Origin of the sequence: Streptococcus sp. FSL W7-1342 (assembly GCF_037966635.1) — a bacterium.
Classification (GTDB): domain Bacteria; phylum Bacillota; class Bacilli; order Lactobacillales; family Streptococcaceae; genus Streptococcus; species Streptococcus salivarius_D.
Genome location: NZ_CP150200.1, coordinates 89,550 through 110,030, shown reverse-complemented (window position 1 = coordinate 110,030; position 20,481 = coordinate 89,550). Strand labels below are relative to the sequence as shown.

22 protein-coding genes and 1 pseudogene are annotated in these 20,481 nt (G+C 38.7%); 1 reads left to right on the top strand and 22 read right to left on the bottom strand.

The features are described 5' to 3' along the window. Window positions 1-9: 9 nt before the first annotated feature. The 22 genes and pseudogenes from NSQ79_RS00640 to pnp all read right to left on the bottom strand — a co-directional run bounded on the left by NSQ79_RS00640 (window position 10) and on the right by pnp (window position 18,964). Window positions 10-276 carry an ACT domain-containing protein gene (locus NSQ79_RS00640; protein WP_003092287.1) on the bottom strand — a complete coding sequence of 89 codons (267 nt, stop codon included), beginning with the start codon at window positions 274-276 and terminating at the stop codon, window positions 10-12. A 321-nt stretch (window positions 277-597) separates the two neighbouring features. Continuing rightward, window positions 598-1,815, bottom strand: a complete 1,218-nt coding sequence (locus NSQ79_RS00635) for a CapA family protein (protein ID WP_037597324.1) — start codon at window positions 1,813-1,815, stop codon at window positions 598-600. Between the two features lie 169 nt (window positions 1,816-1,984). Continuing rightward, window positions 1,985-2,809, bottom strand: a complete 825-nt coding sequence (srtB, locus tag NSQ79_RS00630) for a class B sortase, LPKTxAVK-specific (protein WP_045771751.1) — start codon at window positions 2,807-2,809, stop codon at window positions 1,985-1,987. A 94-nt stretch (window positions 2,810-2,903) separates the two neighbouring features. Then, window positions 2,904-3,542, bottom strand: a complete 639-nt coding sequence (gene abpA / locus NSQ79_RS00625) for an amylase-binding adhesin AbpA (RefSeq protein WP_002886387.1) — start codon at window positions 3,540-3,542, stop codon at window positions 2,904-2,906. Between the two features lie 688 nt (window positions 3,543-4,230). Beyond that, window positions 4,231-4,440, bottom strand: a complete 210-nt coding sequence (locus NSQ79_RS00620) for a helix-turn-helix transcriptional regulator (protein ID WP_002886384.1) — start codon at window positions 4,438-4,440, stop codon at window positions 4,231-4,233. 3 nt (window positions 4,441-4,443) lie between these two features. Next, window positions 4,444-5,025 carry a hypothetical protein gene (locus NSQ79_RS00615; RefSeq protein WP_049529378.1) on the bottom strand — a complete coding sequence of 194 codons (582 nt, stop codon included), beginning with the start codon at window positions 5,023-5,025 and terminating at the stop codon, window positions 4,444-4,446. 408 nt (window positions 5,026-5,433) lie between these two features. Next, a pseudogene (locus NSQ79_RS00610) lies at window positions 5,434-5,685 on the bottom strand (hypothetical protein); the annotation flags it as partial. A 42-nt stretch (window positions 5,686-5,727) separates the two neighbouring features. Then, window positions 5,728-6,066, bottom strand: a complete 339-nt coding sequence (gene cadX, locus NSQ79_RS00605; protein WP_000711078.1) for a Cd(II)/Zn(II)-sensing metalloregulatory transcriptional regulator CadX — start codon at window positions 6,064-6,066, stop codon at window positions 5,728-5,730. An 11-nt stretch (window positions 6,067-6,077) separates the two neighbouring features. Beyond that, window positions 6,078-6,692, bottom strand: coding sequence for a CadD family cadmium resistance transporter (locus NSQ79_RS00600; RefSeq protein WP_002911684.1), 615 nt, complete (start codon window positions 6,690-6,692; stop codon window positions 6,078-6,080). A gap of 364 nt (window positions 6,693-7,056) precedes the next feature. Continuing rightward, entirely contained in the window at window positions 7,057-7,449 is a 393-nt protein-coding gene (rpsI, locus tag NSQ79_RS00595; RefSeq protein WP_002886375.1) for a 30S ribosomal protein S9, read from the bottom strand. Between the two features lie 27 nt (window positions 7,450-7,476). After that, window positions 7,477-7,923: a 50S ribosomal protein L13 gene (gene rplM / locus NSQ79_RS00590; protein WP_002886374.1), complete on the bottom strand. Its 447-nt coding sequence runs from the start codon at window positions 7,921-7,923 to the stop codon at window positions 7,477-7,479. A 250-nt stretch (window positions 7,924-8,173) separates the two neighbouring features. Further along, window positions 8,174-8,374: a helix-turn-helix transcriptional regulator gene (locus tag NSQ79_RS00585; protein WP_002886373.1), complete on the bottom strand. Its 201-nt coding sequence runs from the start codon at window positions 8,372-8,374 to the stop codon at window positions 8,174-8,176. A 9-nt stretch (window positions 8,375-8,383) separates the two neighbouring features. Further along, window positions 8,384-8,854, bottom strand: coding sequence for a hypothetical protein (locus tag NSQ79_RS00580; RefSeq protein WP_013989936.1), 471 nt, complete (start codon window positions 8,852-8,854; stop codon window positions 8,384-8,386). Window positions 8,855-9,007: 153 nt separating this feature from the next. Beyond that, window positions 9,008-9,868: a DegV family protein gene (locus NSQ79_RS00575; protein ID WP_013989934.1), complete on the bottom strand. Its 861-nt coding sequence runs from the start codon at window positions 9,866-9,868 to the stop codon at window positions 9,008-9,010. A gap of 8 nt (window positions 9,869-9,876) precedes the next feature. Continuing rightward, on the bottom strand, window positions 9,877-10,392 hold the full coding sequence (locus NSQ79_RS00570) for an NYN domain-containing protein (protein WP_002886370.1): 516 nt from the start codon (window positions 10,390-10,392) through the stop codon (window positions 9,877-9,879). Between the two features lie 2 nt (window positions 10,393-10,394). Then, window positions 10,395-11,138: a 23S rRNA (guanosine(2251)-2'-O)-methyltransferase RlmB gene (rlmB, locus tag NSQ79_RS00565; protein ID WP_002886369.1), complete on the bottom strand. Its 744-nt coding sequence runs from the start codon at window positions 11,136-11,138 to the stop codon at window positions 10,395-10,397. 47 nt (window positions 11,139-11,185) lie between these two features. After that, the gene (locus NSQ79_RS00560) at window positions 11,186-12,853 is read right to left on the bottom strand and encodes a hypothetical protein (protein WP_164332323.1); all 1,668 of its coding nucleotides are present in this window, start codon (window positions 12,851-12,853) and stop codon (window positions 11,186-11,188) included. A 287-nt stretch (window positions 12,854-13,140) separates the two neighbouring features. Further along, window positions 13,141-13,542, bottom strand: a complete 402-nt coding sequence (locus tag NSQ79_RS00555; protein WP_002886359.1) for a Mini-ribonuclease 3 — start codon at window positions 13,540-13,542, stop codon at window positions 13,141-13,143. Then, window positions 13,535-14,878 (bottom strand): cysteine--tRNA ligase, encoded by a 1,344-nt coding sequence (gene cysS / locus NSQ79_RS00550; RefSeq protein WP_013989932.1) that lies wholly within the window; start codon window positions 14,876-14,878, stop codon window positions 13,535-13,537. Before cysS ends, NSQ79_RS00555 begins: the two co-directional genes overlap by 8 nt. A 376-nt stretch (window positions 14,879-15,254) precedes the next feature. Beyond that, a complete protein-coding gene (gene cysE / locus NSQ79_RS00545) occupies window positions 15,255-15,875 on the bottom strand; it encodes a serine O-acetyltransferase (protein ID WP_002886354.1) in 621 nt (206 codons plus the stop codon). An 84-nt stretch (window positions 15,876-15,959) separates the two neighbouring features. Beyond that, window positions 15,960-16,730, bottom strand: coding sequence for an SseB family protein (locus tag NSQ79_RS00540; protein ID WP_049529355.1), 771 nt, complete (start codon window positions 16,728-16,730; stop codon window positions 15,960-15,962). Next, window positions 16,727-18,964, bottom strand: a complete 2,238-nt coding sequence (gene pnp, locus NSQ79_RS00535; RefSeq protein WP_049529354.1) for a polyribonucleotide nucleotidyltransferase — start codon at window positions 18,962-18,964, stop codon at window positions 16,727-16,729. Before pnp ends, NSQ79_RS00540 begins: the two co-directional genes overlap by 4 nt. A gap of 209 nt (window positions 18,965-19,173) precedes the next feature. On the opposite strand from pnp, the gene pbp3 reads away from it, so the two are divergent. Further along, the gene (pbp3, locus tag NSQ79_RS00530) at window positions 19,174-20,421 is read left to right on the top strand and encodes a D-alanyl-D-alanine carboxypeptidase PBP3 (protein WP_045002006.1); all 1,248 of its coding nucleotides are present in this window, start codon (window positions 19,174-19,176) and stop codon (window positions 20,419-20,421) included. The last annotated feature ends 60 nt before the right edge of the window (window positions 20,422-20,481 follow it).

Sequence of the window (20,481 nt, the reverse complement as noted above, 5' to 3'; positions counted from 1 at the left end):
ACTCCTATCTTACAAGTTGTGCATAGCATCAAAAATTGCTGAGCTTTGGATGTTGATTTTAACATTCAATGACTCACCAAAGGCTTCCAATTCCGCACGTAGGTGTGTAAAATCTTGTTTGTCTTCCGATGATACAACCGCCATCATGGTAAAGAATTCATCAAGAACTGTTTGAGAGATATCATCAATATTCAAGCCAAGTTCTGCCACCTTAGTCGCAACACCCGCAACAATACCTGCTTTGTCCTTACCTACAACTGTAATAATCGCTTTCATGAGAAGCCTCCATCATTTTATTTTGTATAATTTTAGCATATTTTGATTAAAAATGCTATTTTTTATGAAATTTGCATCTTTTTTCTTGAAAAAGACGAATGTTTCCGAGAATTTTAACTAATATCGTTTATGAAAACATCCTCTCTTTGACCTAACTACTTGTGGATAAACTTGTTCACAACCTAAATAATTTCCTTCTTTTAAAACCTTAAAAAATCAATATTCAACACAGTTAACAGACTTATCCACACCTGTGGATAAGTCTGTGGGTAACTTGTCGATAAACAAAAAATACCGCCAAATTTAGGCGATATCTTAGCTTTATTTCCATTTTAAATTAACATGGGCATTCATTTCTTTATAGGCAGTATCGATACGTTCTTTGGTCTCTTCATCTAGTTTATTTCTATATTTACCACCTTTAATGAAATCCTCTAAAATATAAGTTTGGTAAGTATACAAAGGATACCCCTCTGGCGAAGTTGTTCCTTTAGGCGTACGGTTAACCCAAGTCGGATGTGCTTGAGCCGTCTTAATCGTGGTTTGACCATTCTTTTTCTCAAGGGTCACATCCATTAAGACACCTCTCTCTGTCCACTCTGCACTATCCACACCATCCATAGTCTCTATGCGCTGGTTAGAGATAAAATTTCCCATTGAGTAAATAATAAGTTTTTGCTGCCCATCCTTTTTAACCACCTCTGAAGGCTCAACCACATGAGGATGACCTCCAAAGATAATATCGGCACCCCAATCAATCATCTTATGATAGAGTTTAACCTGTTCATCTGTCGGTTCCAAACGATACTCAACACCCATCTGAGGCATGATAACCGTGATATCTGCTTCTTTTTCCGCACGCTGAATCTCAGCTTTCATACGTTTTTCATCCAAATTCGATAAGTGGTCTGCAACCTCTTTATCCGTCAAGTTCGACTCTAGGCCATTGTAACCATAAGCATAGGAAAGTATTGCAACCTTGATACCATTAACATTCTTGATGAGGAGTGGCGCCTTGTCACGAACTGGCTTTTCATAAACACCAACAGGATCAATGCCCACCTCTTTAAAAGCATCAGCCGTTGTAAAAGCCCCCTCTAAACCAGAATCCAAGATATGATTATGAGCCAAATCCATAACATCATAGCCAGCATCCTTAATAGCTGCGGTCACTGACTGAGGAGCATTAAACAGAGGATAACCTGACAAGGGATAGTCAGGATTGATAGTTCCCTCAAAATCACCCAAAACCAAATCAGCCTGCTTTAACCACGGCTTCACATAAGTAAAATTCTCCGTGAAATCATAGCTACCATCTGCCTGCAGGGCACTCATATAGAGACCGTCATGATAGAGCAAGTCCCCATTAGCCATGATACGTGCTGTCTGTACCTGGTTCGAGGCATTCTTTTGCTGTTCATTCTTACTATGAACAATTAAAATCTCAAGAAAAAGCAAACCTAAGACGAGAGCAATCAACCCCATCAAAATCTTATTAGTCATCGCATTGTCACGCTTTTTAGCTTGGCTCTGTTTCATAACACTCTCCTTTTTCATACTACTAGTGTACCAAAAAAACTGATCCATTAATGATAAAAAAGATTAACAAACAGTTACATCTCACCCTTATAACAACTTTAAAAATACAGTAGCTCTGTTCAAATAAAATAAAAACCCTACTTCACGAGAAGTAGAGTTCTGTTAATGATTATCGTGTTGGTGTGTATTCCAAATCTTTTCCATGTTTAGCTACAAAGTCAGACATCTCAGAGTCTGGAATTTGACGCAAGTAGAGATTGGCACGAATCGTTGGATCTTCCTCACGACAAGTCGAAAGAACGAGGTATTTATCTGAAGCACTAACCTTCAAATCCTTGTTTTTAACATCAGCCGTATCATAGATAATATCTAATTGTTCCTTAAAATCCTTATCATCTTTGAATGATGTACGGTAGAAAGCTGTATCCTCAGGAACAATAACCATCGCAAAAGCTTCATAATAATACTTTCTTTGAGGGGTTTCTACAACAACATACTTGTGTTTGTCAAAAAACGACTGATCACTGTAGTAGTTAACATCATTAAACATACGATGGTCTTCTACCTGACTTCCTCTAGCGTGACCAAAAAGCCAAGTCAAACGGTCACTAAAATCTTTCTTATTGTCTGTATCCATGAATACAGTACCAAACAGAGGCTTATTACCTCCTTCGAAAGTTTTATCTAGATATGTAGAATTATCTTTAGTTTGTACAACAGGCTCATCTAATTGAGTGCCTGGTGCATAGATATAAGCAATCGTATCTGAATTAGTTGCAGAAAGACCATCAAACTTCGACTTGAGATACTTCTTTTCATCATCGGTAGGTTTATAGTTACTGACTTGAGTAACCTTATTCCCAAGTGAATGAGCATTGTTTCCTGTAAAAAGTTTGACTCCACCAATAATCACTAATCCTAATACAAGAATGGATGCCAAAATACTTAAGGATTTTTTATTTAAGATCTTCGTGCTACTATTGCGTTTACTCATAAATCTCTACTCTCTCTTCATTTTATTATTAATAATAAAATATCACTGAAGCCTAACTTCAGTGATATTCTTGGTAATAACTAGTAATCACTAATTATTTTACTGCCGCAGTATTTGGAAGAGCTTTTGCTTCTGCTTTAGAACCTGATTTGTTTTCTTTAACTGCTTTAGATTTTTCTTCTGCTTTTTTAGCTTTTTCTGCTGAAGTTTGAGCTTTTTTCACATCTTCTTGTGATGGAGCAGTTTTATCTTCTGCTTGAGCTCCATGTTCCGCTTCATAACGAGCGTTCTTTTGTTCTGGAGTTTCATTCAAAATGTAGTAATTACCTTCTTTTTTAGAAGCAGTATTCCATTTCTTTTGAAGTTCTTCAGTGTAACGGTTACGAACGTTGTTACGAGCAGTATTCAAAGCTGATTCATAAGCTTCTTTCTTTTCAGTGTAAAGGTGTGATCCGCCTTCAACCGCATCAAATTCAGATTTAGCTGCAACTACTGCTGGATCTTGAGCTGCTTCAGCATCGATATCTTCTTGATGCCCTGCCAAGTATTCATTTACTTTACGAGCATTTTCAAATTCTGTTTGAGCGTTGTAGGCATCATTCACACCACCACCTGTTGTTGGTTGGTCATATGCTCCTGGAGTGTTAGCTCCACCATTGATATCCGCAACTGCTGGCGCTGCAGCCGCAAAAAGCGCAAGAACTGCTGCTGAAGTAAGCAATACTTTTTTCATAATTAATTCTCCTCTATAAACAACTTATTTTTTTATCAGGTATTCCCGATACCCATTGATTATAACACTATTTAGAGATATGTCAACATTTTTTAAAAAATTTTTTTGAATTTTAATATATCCTACAATTCGCACAAATAATGGGTTTTTAGAACATACTAACCAATAGTTATGATTAACTATTTTTAATTTTAGTGTTATTTTGAGCATTTTGTTATGGCTTACCTTAAGTTAAAATACAAAAGAACATCCATATATAAAAGCATAATTTGTAAAATATACATTCTTTATTATGATAACTTTTATTTCAAAACCTCAAATAATCTTTGTTGAAGATAAAAAACTCTTGATTTCAATAAATTTGAAGTGCAGAACAATATCATCCTCCAAATGAATGTATTCATTCACTTTTATCATTTTTGTATGATAACTACATAATATGCAAGACCTCACAATTGAATAGATTAGAGAAATATTAGCATTTTTGAGAGTATTTCCACCTAAAAAGTTCTATTATTGGTTAAAATTCTTGAAAAATAAACTATTATCTTATTTTTTTGAAAGCGTTTCAACTAAAATGTTATTACGAAAAACTCCTTTGAAAATACTCCCTTTTACCACTACCTCGCCATAGAATAACAAGTTTCCAAAAACTGATACACAAATCAATTCGATTGTTTTACTTCTCTTATTTCAGACGAAATAGTTCTTCCACTTGTTTATTAAAGACTTGCGCTATTTTTAAAGCCATTTCCAACGAAGGGTTGTAGCGGTTATTTTCCAAGTGAACAATCGTTTCTCTCCGTATTCCTACTTGATCTGCTAAATCTTGTTGAGTCATACCATAAGCTTCCCTTACTTCTTTCAAGTTAGTCTTTATTTTACTTTCTTTCGCCATATTTCATCCCCTTTTTTCAGTGATAAAGTAAGTAATGGCAAATAATAAGAGTAAAAAAGCCACCAAAATATAAAGAAATCCAGCATTCAAAACGAAAACTTTACAGACAGCTATCAATGTTGCAATTCCCAATAATATAAAGATTGCTATTGTAAACAAAATGGAAGAAGACTTTGCAATATTTCTATAAAATCGTTCATCGGGTTCTTCATTAATCCTCTTGAATAAGAAGTAAAACATTAATAACAATTGAACACTTAATCCAATTCCTAACATTATATTCTTAATCAAAGAACCAGGAGTTAGAAGCCAAACTCCAATAGTATAGATTGAGGACGAGAGAAATACAAGCACTGTATATAATTTTGCAGTAATCCCAAACATGTTTTTCTCTTTCTTTTGATAGGTTGATTTTGAGAGGACCGTTACCATCGTACAAACCAAATACGAAGGAAGCCAAGCCGTCGTCATAATAGCACCTTTCGCTAGAATCGGTAGGTGATTCCCCAGCAATAATACTAAACATACAACAATAAGCACGCTAGCGATATAAAGAATCATCTTTAAGTTCTTCGACATTTTCATTTTCTCCATCTCCTTTTAATGTGTTATAAATATATCACATCTTATCTGTTATAAATATATCACATTGTTATAAGAATTTCAAGATGAAGACAAAACTCTAGTAAGATTTTGAACACTTTTCAGAAATCTATACAAAAAACACCTTGCAAACTGCAAAGTGTTTTCGTTTGTATTCTGCTTTCCAGCAACGAATTAACGTTTTGAGAACTGGCTAGCTTTACGAGCTTTCTTAAGACCTGGTTTGGAAAGTATGGGTTTCAGTTGGACTAAAAACAGCGTATTATCAAGGCTTTTCAGAACGATATCTACTGATTAATTTCATAAAATATGAATCAATAGATTATAAATAGGGGAATAGTTTAGGTCTGTAAGCATTAAAATAATACACCTAACTTTGATCACCATTTTTTAGTTATTCACTCTTTTTTCAGATAGTGTTTTTAAAGTTATGATATAAAATGCCGCAATTAAAACACTATACATCATAATCGGAGGATAGACAATTACGGATAGAATCAATCCCACTCATTTAATTATTAGGTCAGGTATCAATAACTTTCTATATTGTGCGGTAGCTTCAAGTAATTCTTTCTGATCTATATTGGGTTTATCAATTACTTTATGTAAAAACCAGTTTGCTACCGTTGAAACAACAACGATTATAATCTCCCTATAATCATGGAAAAGTAGTAAAAATAGTTGTTATCCTAGTTGATTAAAAAAATCTCTGATTTCCTCATCCTTTATAAAATAATATATAATTTTCCCCTCTCTTCTAGTGTCCAAGATATTTTGATTGGCTAGTTTACGAAGATGGTGGGAGGCAGATGCCATACTGAGATTTAATAAACAGGCTATATCGCAGACACAGAGTTCTTCGACGGCAAGGAGATAAAAGATGATATTTATCTGTTTATTATCGGTAAATTTTGATAAAATGCGAAGTGATTTTTGGACTTTTTCCTTTTCAAGGTAGTTCGTTGCGGTTGTAACATTTTGTTGATTTATAACATCCACTTGACAGATACTATCTTTTTTCATAATTTTTTCTCCTAGCCTAACACAGCCCATAGCATGTCAAAGCTGTTGTTTTCAATCAGGATATACATCCCCAATCCTAAATAGACAACGGCAATAAACCATCTGCTATATTTTTCCAAAGTTTCTCCAACAGAAGGGACTTGTGCTAATTTTTGGGCAGAAAAAACCAAGAGATAAATCATGACTAGAAAAGTAAGTAAAGTCACTATCAAATTCGCTAAATTTAAGGTGGTAAAATATGGGACAAAGACACCAATATTGTCAGCGCCACAACTTGCAAAAGTAATCATAGCGACTAGAAAAATCAGGTTTTTATTGTCTTTTCGCAAACCATCTTTTGCAATAGCTTCTCCATCAGAATCTCCTAAAAGCAAAACTTTGAGGCCTAGGAAAATTGGAATCAAACCGAGTAAACCTAAAATCTCTTTACTAGGAATATAATTTAAGACAAATGCAAAAAGCAAACTTAGGAATATTAGACTAACAGAGCCTAGAAATTGTCCTAAATAGATGTTAATGATGTCTTTTCTGCTTTTTCTTTTGGCAAAAAATAACATTAGGATAATAAGTAAGTCTACGGCTGTCCCAGAATACAGGATTATTGAAGTAACAATATTTTGAATCATAAAACACCTCATTCAAATATATTTTTGAATGTATTCTAACATTAAACTTTGTAGATGTCAACTTAAAATCCACCAATTAATAATTGCATGTCAATATTTGTATTGTGAAACTAGTTTCAGAAATATATAGTCTTAAAGTATGTCCACTGCCAATGATTTTTTCAATATTTAAGAGGAGATTTATAATGGTTCATTTCTATAAATTTATAAACGAGTTATATATTTTGTTTAACCAATTATTAACTATTTTTATCAATAATCACTTCATTAATTTGTACTTTTTAATTTTCCCAATTTGTAAAATTAAACCAGAAAAAAAGCATCTCGTATTAGACGAAATGCTTTCAATAAGTATAAATAAGTTTTAACGTTTACTAAATTGTGACGCTTTACGGGCTTTTTTCAAGCCTGGTTTCTTACGTTCAACCATACGTGCATCACGAGTAAGAAGTCCAGCGCGTTTCAATGAATCGCGGAAGTCTGGATCTACTTGAAGAAGTGCACGAGCGATACCGTGACGGATCGCACCTGATTGACCAGCGTATCCACCACCTACAACGTTAACGTGTACGTCGTATGAACCTTCAGTTGAAGTAACTGCAAAAGGTTGGTTGATAACGAGACGAAGGTCTGCGTGTGGGATGTATTCTTCTACATCTTTTTTGTTAACAGTGATTTTACCAGTACCTGGAACCAAACGTACGCGTGCAACGGCGTTTTTACGGCGTCCTGTACCTGTATATTGTGCTTGTGCCATTATATTAGTGCTCCTTTCCTCTTAGAATTAGATAAGTCCTGAGATATCAAGTACTTCTGGTTGTTGTGCAGCGTGAGTGTGCTCACCGCCAACGAAGACTTTCAATTTCATACCTTGTGCGCGTCCAAGAGTGTTGTGTGGAAGCATACCTTTAACTGATTTTTCGATCAAACGAACAGCATTTTTAGAACGAAGTTCACCTGCTGAGATTTGTTTCAATCCACCTGGGTACATTGAGTGAGTGTAGTAGATCTTATCAGTTGCTTTTTTACCAGTCAATTTAACTTTTTCAGCATTGATAACAATTACGAAGTCACCTGTATCAGTGTGTGGTGTGAAAGTTGGTTTGTTTTTTCCGCGAAGTACGCTAGCAACTACTGCAGAAAGACGTCCAAGTGGCACATCAGTTGCGTCAACGACATACCATTTACGTTCAACTTGGCCTGGTTTAGCCATAAATGTTGTTTTGTTCATGATTTCTCCTATATATAGTTCGATTTTTGTTTACGAGTGATGGGTGTTCCTTCCCATCGAAAAGTATTTGGAAGGTTCCGGGGCCTTTCAAATGGGGTAAACAATACCGTTTAACATAATATCAAAAAAACACGTCCAAGGCAAGTCATTTGGAGGTGTTTTTCTTTTATTTTTTGTATTTTTTTAGTCTCTCATTTTATAAGGTGTAAGACTAGAAATCATGCCTAAATAACCTCTAAGTGAGTACAAACTAATCCTCAGATTCCCAAAAAAGCTGGTCTAAAGTTTTGTCCAGAGTTTTGCAGATAGCAATACACAGATTTATAGTAGGGTTATAATCACCTTTTTCAATAGCTGAGATGGTCTGCCGAGAAACTCCTATAGCATCTGCCAAGCCTTGTTGAGTGAGATCCTTTGCTACACGAGCTGACTTCATTTTTAAATTTTTCATTCAAAAATCCTATTCTTCGTTTTCTAGTTCTTCCAAACGGTTCTTCTTGATTCTTTTAATGATAACCCAGCAGTCACAAATAAGAGTCAAACCCAATGTCAAAAATGCTACACTACTCATAAGATTCTTCCCTATCTTAAACGACTGAAATAGACTTAAAAGGCCCATTAGCGATATAAAAATTCCCAAAAGACACATTACCCAGGATAATATGAGCATCTTCTTCTCAAGTTTTTTGTCTAGCAACCATGGATGCCCATTACGTGATACGCTGTGAACTAATACTAGGCACATAGAACCAAAGAAAGTGATGATTAATAGTGACTGCACTAATTCGATGGAGTGGGTCTTACTAGCAACCATAATCGTTACAAATATACCAAGCATGGCTATCCAATAACCTCTAGCAGAAGATTCTCCGCTGATCAACTGAGCACGCTCATCCATCGTGCTAGCTACTTTTTTCTGTGACTTTTTCATTTTGTTTCCTCCATTTTCTAGATTAATTATAGCATTATTTTACACTATGTCAAATATATCATTCATTTTGTATAGATTATCTTTTTATATTCTATTAATCTATCATTTCAGAAAACAAAAAAATCAGATAGGAAAGCCTATCTGACACTTTTTCTATCTAGCTTCTTTACCAATCGTAAAGACGGCTAAAGTATCCGGTCCGACGTGAGTAGAGATGACTGGCCCAAGTGGCATAATGAGAACTTGCTCAATGCCGTCAACTGCTAACAATTGTTCTTTTAGATTCTCCGCCGCTTCAATATCATTGGCATAAGCGACAATTGCTGTGCTATGTCCAATATCCTGGGTAGCTTGTAGGACCATTTCTTTAATGGCTTTTTTACGTCCACGGATTTTGGCCAGAGGAACCAACTTGCCTGAAGCGTCCAACCAAAGAAGGGGTTTGATATTAATCAAACTACCAATAATAGCTGAGCTTTTAGAAAGGCGACCCCCACGCATGAGATGGTAGAGATCATCAACTAAGAAATAGGTCCGTAAACGTGGCAGAATGTCCTCAATCATGGCTTTTGTTTCAGATAAGCTCTTACCTTGGTCACGAGCTTCTGCCGCCAAAATAGAAAGATAACCTTCCCCACCTGCTGCCGCCAGGGTATCTACAATCTCAATGATAGCTTCTGGGTATTCATCCAAAATCATGTCACGCGCCATAACAGCACTTTGATAAGTACCTGAAAGCACTGATGAGAAGGCAATATAGAGAAGAGCATCACCATTTTTAGCATGACGACGAAAAACCTCTTCAAATTGACCAACATTCACCTGGCTTGTGGTTGGCTGACTGCCTTCTTGCATACGTTCTAAGAGACGGTCACTCGTTAAACGGTTAGGGCCAACGGTCTCATAGGCAATATCATCAAGCGTGATGGTCAAACCAACGAGCTCTACCTTATTCTCCTGAGCCCATTTTTCATCTAGATCTGCTGTGGAATCTGTCAAAATATTAAATGTCATATATCCCTCTATTCTATTTCATTTAAAAGGTCCTGTAATTTCCCTAATTGTGCATCGTCCCAAGGACGTAGTTTTGGTGTCTTTAAGTCAATATGTGCCGACATCTTGTCTAGGTCAGACTTAACGGTATTGACACGCTCTTCCAACTCACGCGCCGAAACACGTAAAGCCCCTTGCGAAAAGATAGCCCACTGTTCATTTAAGTCACTAGTTGCCACTTCAACTAGATTTTGAACAGTATTCATCTCAGCCGCTGCGCGCTCAATATAGCTATCTGCTGTCTCATCTTCCTCAGTAAAAATAACACTGATACGATACTGATCATAACGCTGACGGCTCCCTGGAACAAACTGAGCATCAAATACACAGATAATATCAATATGTTCAAAGTTAGCATAATGATTAAGCTTACGAAGCAATGTTTCACGAGCTTGATCAAGCTGATTGGTCTTAAAAAGTTGACGGGTTTCTTGCCAAAAGGCAATCATATTATAACCATCAACTAGAAGTATTCTTTTTTTCATAGTTACAATCGGTTTCGATAAACTTCATACATGAGAACTGCAGCTGCCACACTAGCATTAAGGCTCTGCACATGACCACTCATAGGAATAGTAATCATCTCATCCACTTGCTTCTTGATGTTAGCAGAGATTCCCTTGCCTTCATTACCAATGATAAGGGCAACCTTCCCAGCTGTGTTCCATTTATGAGATGGGGTGCCATCCATATCTGTCCCAAATACCCAGAAGCCTGCTTCTTTAAGTTTATCAAGAGTTTGGCTAAGATTGGTCACTCGAGCAATGGGAATATGTTCCACTGCCCCTGTTGATGTCTTGGCAACGACAGGTGTTACCCCCACAGCACGATGCTTAGGAATAATAACTCCTGTCACCTGAGTAGCATCAGCTGTACGTAGGATAGAACCAAAGTTATGAGGATCGTTGAGTCCATCTAAAATGAGGACTAGAGGATTCTCCTCTTGTTCAGCCTTATCCATAATAACTGAGAGTTCAGAATAAGCGAACTCTGACACACGAAGAACAAAACCTTGATGCACAGCTCCACCTGTCATATCAGACAGGGTTTTCTTAGGTGTCCAAGAGATGGAAACCTTCTTTTCAGCTGCCAAAGCCTTAATAGCATCAACATTTTTCCCTCGAAGATCATCTTGAATATAGAGTTTATTACCAGTATTTGCTTCCAGACTCTCTGTTACGGCATGCACACCATAAACAATGTCTAGACTTGATTCTTTAGTTGTTTTCATAAGCTAATTCTATCATAAAAAAAGCCCTCTTACGAGGGCAAAGCATGTTAAATAAATGTAATTGCTGCTAGGTAAAGCACTAGAAGAACGAGAACAACAGTTGCAGCAGCCAAAGCTTGCTTACCAATTGTATCTGGATCTGAGATTGATTCTGCAATCTTTCTCGCAGCTTGAGTAATGGTTTTACCTGCTGCTTGGAAGATATCAATTGAACCTGCGCTTGTTGAACTATTTCCAGAAATCGCTGAAGACCAACCACTCAAAACCTCAGCAATTTGTTCTGCCAATTGCTGTGTTAGCGCTCTAGTTGTCTCAGCCAACTCATTAACAGCCGTAGCTTGTATATGATTGGCTGTTTCAGTGTAGCTATTTGCACTGGTATTATAAGTAACCGGTACAGTCGTTGTTGATGAATACTGATTCCTACGGTAACTATCAGGTGTCACTGGACGCTCACCTTCATTGAAGACACTGAAGGTTTGTGTCAGGTAATGAATATTGTTATTCGTATCAATCAACTCAAAGGTCATTTTATGAATACCAGTTGTTTGCTCTGCCAAATGGTAGGCACTCAAACCAGCATTGACCTCATCCAGAGTTCCTTCAACAAAGTAACTGTGATGAATTTGTTTGCCATCAAGGACTAGATTAAGGCCCTTAATCTTCTTACCTTCCATCTTGTTAACATCAAAGTTGACGTTAAAGATTTCACCACGTGCTAAATAAAGAATATCTGTATTCCCTGTAACAGCAGGTTGATCTTCAAGAAGCGCTCCAGTACTGTCTCGTTTTGGAACAACGGTATAAACTTCAGAAGTGATTGGAGTTGCTAAGATTTCTGAAGTAAGTCCATCCGTAAAGGTTACCTCTGACGAATAGGTCAAACTCTCACTTTGCAACATAGAAACCACTACAGAAGTTTCAAAGACCTCAGAAGTTGATGATGAATCTTTCCAGCCAACCGTAAGGACAGTTAAGCTATCTTCTGAATTATTATTTAACTGACTCGTTTCTGGAGCCGTAGATGCAAGAGAGCTTGCAGTGCTTGCAGACTCAGAAGCGACTTCAGAAGTTGCAATAGCTTGGCTAGTAGGAGTCGCACTTACAGATGTCGTATGAGAATCCAGTGAAGAATACTCTGATTTTTCTATAACTGCATGTGTATTTCCAGCAAGTTCAGATGTGTATAGTGTGCTTTCACTCTTATACATTGAAGTCACAGCTTGAGACTCTGCAGTCGCTGTAGCCTCATGAGACTTATCATAAGTAAGCACAATATTTGGTTTTGCTTGTTCAGAATCAGATGTTGGGTTTGCATCTCCTCGTTCAGATGCCGCTACTGATCGATCCTCACCAAAAGCCTGGGCACGAGCCTCTTCTGAATGAGGTGTCGTCGTAGAAACACTAGTCTCCACGATATCAACTTGAGAATGTACCTCAAGAAGCCCCTCATCTGTCTCACTTGAAGAGACAACCATCAGTGACGTTGAGGTCACTACTGAACTTACTTGACTCGCTGACTCTGCCTTAGCTCCTACTGAAGAAAAATCAGCCTGAGGAGCAACTGGAGCCGGTGCCTCACTATTAACATAATCTATTTTAGCTTCATCAGGTTTTACCTGAACTTCATCTGCTTTACCTGTTTGAAGCGTAAAGCTAGATAAAATCAAAGCAGCAAAAGTTGTATAGAAAACTTTTTTCTTAGCTATTTCCATTCACCTCCTCATTTTTTAGATGGCCTCATTTACTAATATTATAGACTTTTTTTTTACTTTCTGTCAAATTAGTTTTATTAAAAAACGCTATTATATCGGGGTTTTACACGTGTCAGACATCCCTTAACTTTCTCATTTTCAAGGTGCTAAATATTAGTTTCATCTTATTTTTTATTGTCAAGACGCCGAATTACTTTGATTATCAAATAATCTAAATTTTGAAACTCTGGCTAACTGTTACAATTTTTATAGCCTTTAAACAAAAAATCCTGCTCTCGGCAGAATTTTTAGATTTCTTTTTCAACTTCGTCAATACACCAAGCAATCAGTTCCTCTAAGCGAGCGATATCCTCTGTCATATGAAGATAGCCCATGACTGCTTCGAAGCCTGTTGACATTTTATAAGTAATAACATCTGTATTTTTAGCCTTGGTATGGCTATTCGCATTACGACCTCGTTTATAGATGTCTAGCTCTTTTTCAGTCAAAAGCTCTTGCTCCAGCATTTTTTCAATGAGACTAGCCTGGGCCTTAGCTGAAACATAGCGTGTAGCTAGACGGTGCAGTTGGTTTGGCTTGGTCTGACCTTGAAAAATCAGGTGACGGCGAATGTACAAGGAATAAACAGCATCTCCCTCAAAAGCGAGAGCAATACCATTAATAAGGTTGACATCAAGATGTTTAGTCACGTGTCCACCTCACGCCCTCCTTGGTATCAAGAAGTTTGATACCTTGAGCAGCTAACTCATCACGAATGCGGTCTGCTGTCGCAAAGTCCTTGTTGGCACGCGCCGCTTGACGCTCTTCAATGAGTTTTTCGATATCTTCATCAAGGACTTCTTCTTCGAAAACAATACCGAAGACTTGGAGCATTTTTTCAAAAGCATCCTTAACGGTTTGATCATAATTGCCTGAATTAATCCATTTAGCCATGTCAAACAGAACAGTCACTCCGTTTGCCGTATTAAAATCATCATCCATAGCTTCTTGGAAGGCGTCAAGATAAGTTTGCAACTCAGCTTGATTCACCTGTTCTGTCAACGGAAGACTGTGGGTATTTTTCAAATACTTAAGATTGACTTCAGCATCATGGATAGCTTTTTCTGTAAAGTTAATTGGTTTACGATACTGTTGTGTTGCTAGGAAGAAGCGAAGCACTTGACCATCAACCGTTTGAAGCATATCATGAACGGTCACGAAGTTACCCAAGGATTTTGACATTTTTTCATTATCCACATTGACAAAACCATTATGCATCCAGTAGTTAGCAAAGGTCTTGCCAGTTTTGGCTTCGGATTGGGCAATTTCATTGGTATGGTGTGGAAACTCAAGGTCTGCCCCTCCACCATGAATATCGATAGTATCTCCAAGGATTTCAGTCGCCATAACAGAACATTCGATGTGCCAACCAGGACGACCAGGTCCCCATGGGCTATCCCAAGAAACTTCTCCCTCTTTAGCAGCTTTCCAAAGGGCAAAATCTAGAGGATTTTCCTTACGTTCTGTTTCAGCATCCGTACGTCCGCTTGCACCAATTTCAAGATCTTCCAAGGTCTTGTTAGCCAATTTAGCATAGTTGTTTGACTTAGCTACTCGGAAGTAAACATCACCTTCAGAGACATAGGCAAATCCTTTGTCAACCAAGGTTGACACGAATGCAATGATTTCATCCATGTAGTTAATAACACGTGGATTTTGTGTCGCTGGTTTGATGCCAAGTTGTCCGGTATCTTCCATAAAGGCCGCGATAAACTTGTCCGACAATTCCTTAGTTGAAATACCAGCTTCATTGGCTGCCTTGATGATCTTATCATCTACATCCGTAAAGTTGGAAATATAGTTGACTGTGTAGCCACAATACTCAAAATAACGACGAATAGTATCAAAAGCTACTGCTGAACGGGCATTTCCGATATGAATGTAATTGTAAACTGTTGGTCCGCAGACATACATATTGACAACATTTTCTGTCAAAGGTACAAAATCACGGAGCGAACGCGTCATCGTATCATAAATTTTAATCACTAGAGATTCCTTTCAATTAACTGGAAACTATTTTTTATCTTTGATATGGTTTAGGTACAAACACAAGAGTATAACGAGAATGATAATCCAAATAGCCGCATCTAGCTGACCTTGAGCTAAGAGAGACATAGCTGAAAGAAAACTCCCAACTATATAGAAGACCAAAAAAGGATTGTCCTTGAAGAATTTTTTCATTACTCAAATCTCACTTGTGTCGTTGCTTAAAAACAAGACCGGCCCATAACAGAGCAATGCAAAACCATAAGGCGGCCATACTATAGTCTGCTCTATGTAAAGCAATGTAAACAAGAGCAAGAGGACCCACAACCGTCAATCGAGTCACCTTTGAACTAAAGAGTTTCATCGTTTCCTTTCCTTATAGACGTGATGAATGAAAGCTAGCTGCTTTTAGAAGGTCTTCTAGCTTTTCGCTATAGTATTCACGACCTTCTTCAATATCGTGGATAACTTCTTCATCCTTTTGACCATGAACACGCACAACCTTAGCAGGAACACCAACGACTGTAACATCTTCTGGGACATCCGCAACAACCACAGCTGCCGCACCGACCTTAGCATTCTTTCCAATCTCAATAGGGCCTATGACCTGAGCATGGGCTGAAACCAAGGCACCCTCACGAACGGTTGGGTGACGTTTTCCCACATCTTTACCAGTACCACCTAAAGTGACACCGTGGTAAAGCATAGCGCCCTTCTCCACAACAGCTGTTTCACCAATAACAAGGCCAGAGCCATGGTCAATAAAGACTCCTTCAGCGATCTGAGCCCCTGGGTGAATCTCAATCTGAGTCCAAAAGCGCCAAAACTGACTATGCATACGCGCTAAGAGTCGACAATGGTGGCGCCAGAGAAAATGTGAGATACGATGAGCAGCCAAGGCTTTTAAGCCAGGGTAGGTTAAAAGAACCTCCAAACTCGTCCGAGCTGCCGGGTCATTTTTCTTTACTATATCAATACTTTCTTTCCACCAACCCATTTAGGTCACTCCTTACATCATTATTGTTATTATTGTTTGCTGTGGCCTATTATTCTTTAAAGTGGAAAGCTACTAACACTAGGTCTACTCGCCATCCCCTTTAAAATAAGACCAGTCGACTAACTCAGGCTGCTCATCAAACGGATTGATGACAACACCTTGAACCTTATCCAACTCATTTTCACCTGTTGAAGGCTGGTAAATTTCTGACAGTGGCCATTGCAAAATCGTCCCTTTAGCCTTACGGAAAGGTAGGCCAAAAGTCTCGTTACCGTACCATTTTGCAAAGCTCGTTAAGTTCGTAAACACAGGCACATAACTCTGTCCCTCTGCATTCGACATGGTCGCAAAGAGACGGTCATCCTGGCCATCTTCCTCGCGTTTGTGAACGAAGGCTGGAACAAGATAAATCTTATCTTTAGGAGCTGCCTTTTGATTTTCCTCACCCAAAAGATTATTAAGGGTCTGAGTGAAATAGTTGATAAACTGGATGAGTTCACTGCTTGCAAAAAGAGTGGTATTTGAGAAGTCACCATCCTCTTTTAAATTGAAAGCAAGACCAAAAAGCTCTGCCTGAACAAGTTGTGTTAAAACATCTAAGCTCGAACGTTCTATCCAAATTTGTTCTCGAGCACTCTCCTGAGTAGCTTTGAAAGATTGTAGGTCCTGTTCATTGGTGAAGACAGGAACAACCTTCTTTCCTTCCACTTCAACTGCGTAGAGGTCTTGAGCAGCCAAGACGGGAGTACGTTGTAGGTAATTAACCAAAGCCAGACTGGTTAAAAAGTGGTCTGGTTCCTTTAAAAATTCTTTTAGAGTTTCATCAAAAGCTTGCAATTCTTGATTTTCTGTCATTCTTCTGTCTGTTCTTTCGTTTCTGATTTATCAGGATTTTTCGGTGCTTCACCACTTTCATCATGGTGGCGTGGTTTATGATGAGAACGACGGCGGTGACGATGCTCTCCTCCATTTTCCCCATCATCAAGTTTTTCAGGCTTAGGAAGCAAGGCCTTGATTGAGGCATCAATACGTCCTTTTTCATCGATTTTGATAATTTTAACAGTTACCGTACCCCCAACTTTAACCACATCTTCGACATGCTCAGTACGTTCCCAAGCTAGTTCTGAGATGTGGATGAGAGCATCTGTCTTATTGAAAAGGTGGACGAAGGCACCGAACTTTTCAATACGCACAACGGGTACAGTGTAAACCTCTCCAACCTTAGCTTCACGTACAAGATCGGAGATGATAGTTTTAGCACGGTTAATAGCATCCTGATCACTAGAGAAAATCTGAACAAGACCTTCTTCATCAATATCAATAGTGACACCAGTCTCAGCGATAATCTTGTCAATAGTTTCGCCACCTTTACCGATGACAACCTTGATCTTGTCAACAGGAATCTGAATACTGTCAATCTTAGGTGCTGTTGGTGCCAATTCTGGACGTGGCTCAGCGATTGCTGACTCAATAACATCAAGAATTTCAAAACGAGCTACCTTTGCTTGAGCCAAAGCCTCTTCGAGAATGGCCGGTGTAATACCCGAAATCTTAATATCCATCTGAAGAGCTGTAATTCCTTGACGTGTACCAGCCACCTTAAAGTCCATATCTCCAAAATGATCTTCCAAACCTTGAATATCAGTTAGGACAGTGTAGTTAGTACCATCTGAGATAAGTCCCATGGCTATCCCTGCAACAGGTGCCTTAATAGGTACACCACCAGCCATAAGAGCCAAGGTTCCTGCACAAATAGAAGCTTGTGATGAAGAACCATTTGACTCCAAGACTTCTGCTACCAAACGGATAGCATAAGGGAACTCTTCAACACTTGGGAGAACCTGAGCAAGGGCACGTTCACCCAAGGCTCCGTGACCAATCTCACGTCGGCCTGGCGCACCATAACGCCCTGTTTCACCCACTGAATACTGAGGGAAATTATAGTGGTGAAGGAAACGTTTCTTATACTCTGGATCCAAACCATCAACAAGTTGTGTATCACTCATAGGTGCCAAAGTCAAAACTGACAAGGCTTGAGTTTGACCACGTGTAAAGAGACCTGAACCATGAACCTTAGGAAGAAAGTCAATCTCTGCGTCCAAAGGACGGATTTCATCCACACGACGACCATCTGGACGAACCTTGTCTTCTGTAATCAAACGACGCACTTCAGCATGTTCCATCTGCTCAAGGATTTCTGCTACATCACGCAGAATAGTTTCCTTATCCTCATCTTCCGCAAAGCGTTCTTGATAAGAAGCGAGGACCTCTTCTTTTACAGCCTGGGTTGCTGCTTCACGCGCCAGTTTTTCTTCCACCTGAACAGCCTTAGCTAATTGATCATAATAAGCTGTTTCGATTTCGACTTTCAAATCAGCATCAACTTGTAGAAGTTCAACCTCAGCCTTTTCCTTGCCAACAGCTGCAACGATATAATTTTGGAAATCAACCAACTCTTGAATAGCCTCATGTCCCTTCAAGAGTGCTTGCAACATAATATCCTCAGACAATTCCTGGGCACCTGACTCTACCATATTGATAGCTTCCTTGGTACCTGCCACTGTCAAATCTAAAAGTGAAACTTCCTTATCCGCTGCACTTGGGTTGATGATGAAATCTTCTGCAGCATAGGCCACTTGAACCCCAGCAATCGGACCATTGAAAGGAATATCAGAGATAGAAAGAGCTAAAGAACTCCCAAACATAGCCGCCATCGGAGCACTAGCATTCTCATCATAAGAGAGGACGGTGTTAATGACTTGAACTTCGTTACGAAAGCCCTCCGCAAACATAGGACGAATAGGACGGTCGATGAGGCGAGCAGTCAAAGTGGCATCTGTTGAAGGACGACCCTCACGCTTATTAAAGCCACCCGGGAACTTACCAGCTGCATACATTTTTTCCTCATAATTAACCTGTAAAGGAAAGAAATCTGCAGTTGCCATCTTTTTAGACATAACAGCTGTTGATAATACAGTTGTATCTCCATAACGCACGACGACAGCACCATTAGCCTGCTTGGCTACCTGCCCAACTTCAACGACAAGCGGGCGTCCTGCAAAGGTCATCTCAAAAGTTTGTTTAGCCATGTTTGATCCCTCTTTTTATCCATGACCAGCCCTTAAAAAAACGAACCGGTCAACTTTATGTCATTCATTTGATATAACTTTCATTTTACCATAATATAGTCAAAAATGGCAGAGCTCCGGCATAAGTTAGCGCCCAAGTCTCCCTTTCTCTCAGATATTTAAGTCGTTTTGTGATATAATAAACACTTATGAGAGACAAAGGAATGACTATGAAAAAATTACAACACATCATTATGATTGCCTTAATCTTACTAGGCCTAGTAACACCTGCTCTAGCACAAGAACAGACAGATAACTTCAATGTTTCTGCTAAACATGCGATTGCTATCGAAGCAACTACTGGGAAAGTCCTCTATGAAAAGGACGCCACTACTCCTGATGGTGTGGCTTCAATGACTAAAATCCTAACAGCCTACATGGTCTATAAAGCAGTTGACCAAGGAAAAATTACCTGGGACACTGAAGTAGATATTTCAGACTATCCTTTCAACTTAACCGTTGATTCAGAAGTTTCAAATGTCCCACTAGATTCCCGAAAATACACTGTTAAACAGCTCCTGGATGCCACCCTCATTTCCAGCGCTAACAGTGCTGCTATTGCTCTAGCTGAAAAAATCTCAGGATCAGAGAGTGCCTTTGTTGACACTATGACAGCCCAACTTAAAGAATGGGGCATTACAGATGCTAAATTATTTAACGCTTCTGGCCTAAACAATAAATACCTTGGGGATAACCGCTATCCTGGCTCTAAAGCAGATGACGAAAATACTATGAGCGCTCTAGATGTTGCCATTATTGCAGACCACCTCATCAAAGACTATCCTCAGGTACTTGAAATCACCAAGCAAACCGAAACTGATTTCGAAGGTAACAACAAATTAACGACGCACAACTACATGTTGGAGGGGCAAGACAACTACCGTGAAGGCGTTGATGGACTCAAGACTGGAACAACTGAACTTGCAGGGGCATCCTTTGTAGCCCACGCCAATGAAAATGGCATGAGTTTAATTACCGTTGTTATGAATGCGGACAATGGCGGAGAAGATGAAGCAGCCAGATTCACGGCCACAAATGAGTTGCTAGATTATGTGACTCAAAACTGGAAAATCAAAACCCTCAACACCAAGGGACAAATCGTCAAGAAAAATGATATTAAGGTAGCCGATGGAGACAGTCAAACCATCTCTGCTAAACTCGAGTCAGACCTTACAGTCGTTCAAAAAATAAACAGCAAAAATGATGCTGTTAAAATCAAAGCAAAAACTATAACAGCCCCTATCAAAAAAGATGACACTATTGGAACAGCGACCTTTGATGATAAGGATCTCGTTGGAACAGGTTACATCTCTGATCCACCTCAAATTTCTGTAACAGCTAACCAATCTATCAAGAAAAGTTTCTTCTTAAAAGTTTGGTGGAACCATATCGTTAATTTCTTTACAGGAAACAAGTAAACACAAAACTACCTTTTAGATATCAAAAGGTAGTTTTATCTTGCTTTAAAAATTATTCTT

Excerpts from the sequence above, each read along its gene's own strand:
- NSQ79_RS00640 (WP_003092287.1), bottom strand. The coding sequence starts at position 276 with ATGAAAGCGATTATTACAGTTGTAGGTAAGGACAAAGCAGGTATTGTT.
- NSQ79_RS00635 (WP_037597324.1), bottom strand. The coding sequence starts at position 1,815 with ATGAAACAGAGCCAAGCTAAAAAGCGTGACAATGCGATGACTAATAAG.
- srtB (WP_045771751.1), bottom strand. The coding sequence starts at position 2,809 with ATGAGTAAACGCAATAGTAGCACGAAGATCTTAAATAAAAAATCCTTA.
- abpA (WP_002886387.1), bottom strand. The coding sequence starts at position 3,542 with ATGAAAAAAGTATTGCTTACTTCAGCAGCAGTTCTTGCGCTTTTTGCG.
- NSQ79_RS00620 (WP_002886384.1), bottom strand. The coding sequence starts at position 4,440 with ATGGCGAAAGAAAGTAAAATAAAGACTAACTTGAAAGAAGTAAGGGAA.
- NSQ79_RS00615 (WP_049529378.1), bottom strand. The coding sequence starts at position 5,025 with ATGAAAATGTCGAAGAACTTAAAGATGATTCTTTATATCGCTAGCGTG.
- cadX (WP_000711078.1), bottom strand. The coding sequence starts at position 6,066 with ATGAAAAAAGATAGTATCTGTCAAGTGGATGTTATAAATCAACAAAAT.
- NSQ79_RS00600 (WP_002911684.1), bottom strand. The coding sequence starts at position 6,692 with ATGATTCAAAATATTGTTACTTCAATAATCCTGTATTCTGGGACAGCC.
- rpsI (WP_002886375.1), bottom strand. The coding sequence starts at position 7,449 with ATGGCACAAGCACAATATACAGGTACAGGACGCCGTAAAAACGCCGTT.
- rplM (WP_002886374.1), bottom strand. The coding sequence starts at position 7,923 with ATGAACAAAACAACATTTATGGCTAAACCAGGCCAAGTTGAACGTAAA.
- NSQ79_RS00585 (WP_002886373.1), bottom strand. The coding sequence starts at position 8,374 with ATGAAAAATTTAAAAATGAAGTCAGCTCGTGTAGCAAAGGATCTCACT.
- NSQ79_RS00580 (WP_013989936.1), bottom strand. The coding sequence starts at position 8,854 with ATGAAAAAGTCACAGAAAAAAGTAGCTAGCACGATGGATGAGCGTGCT.
- NSQ79_RS00575 (WP_013989934.1), bottom strand. The coding sequence starts at position 9,868 with ATGACATTTAATATTTTGACAGATTCCACAGCAGATCTAGATGAAAAA.
- NSQ79_RS00570 (WP_002886370.1), bottom strand. The coding sequence starts at position 10,392 with ATGAAAAAAAGAATACTTCTAGTTGATGGTTATAATATGATTGCCTTT.
- rlmB (WP_002886369.1), bottom strand. The coding sequence starts at position 11,138 with ATGAAAACAACTAAAGAATCAAGTCTAGACATTGTTTATGGTGTGCAT.
- NSQ79_RS00560 (WP_164332323.1), bottom strand. The coding sequence starts at position 12,853 with ATGGAAATAGCTAAGAAAAAAGTTTTCTATACAACTTTTGCTGCTTTG.
- cysE (WP_002886354.1), bottom strand. The coding sequence starts at position 15,875 with ATGGGTTGGTGGAAAGAAAGTATTGATATAGTAAAGAAAAATGACCCG.
- NSQ79_RS00540 (WP_049529355.1), bottom strand. The coding sequence starts at position 16,730 with ATGACAGAAAATCAAGAATTGCAAGCTTTTGATGAAACTCTAAAAGAA.
- pnp (WP_049529354.1), bottom strand. The coding sequence starts at position 18,964 with ATGGCTAAACAAACTTTTGAGATGACCTTTGCAGGACGCCCGCTTGTC.
- pbp3 (WP_045002006.1), top strand. The coding sequence starts at position 19,174 with ATGAAAAAATTACAACACATCATTATGATTGCCTTAATCTTACTAGGC.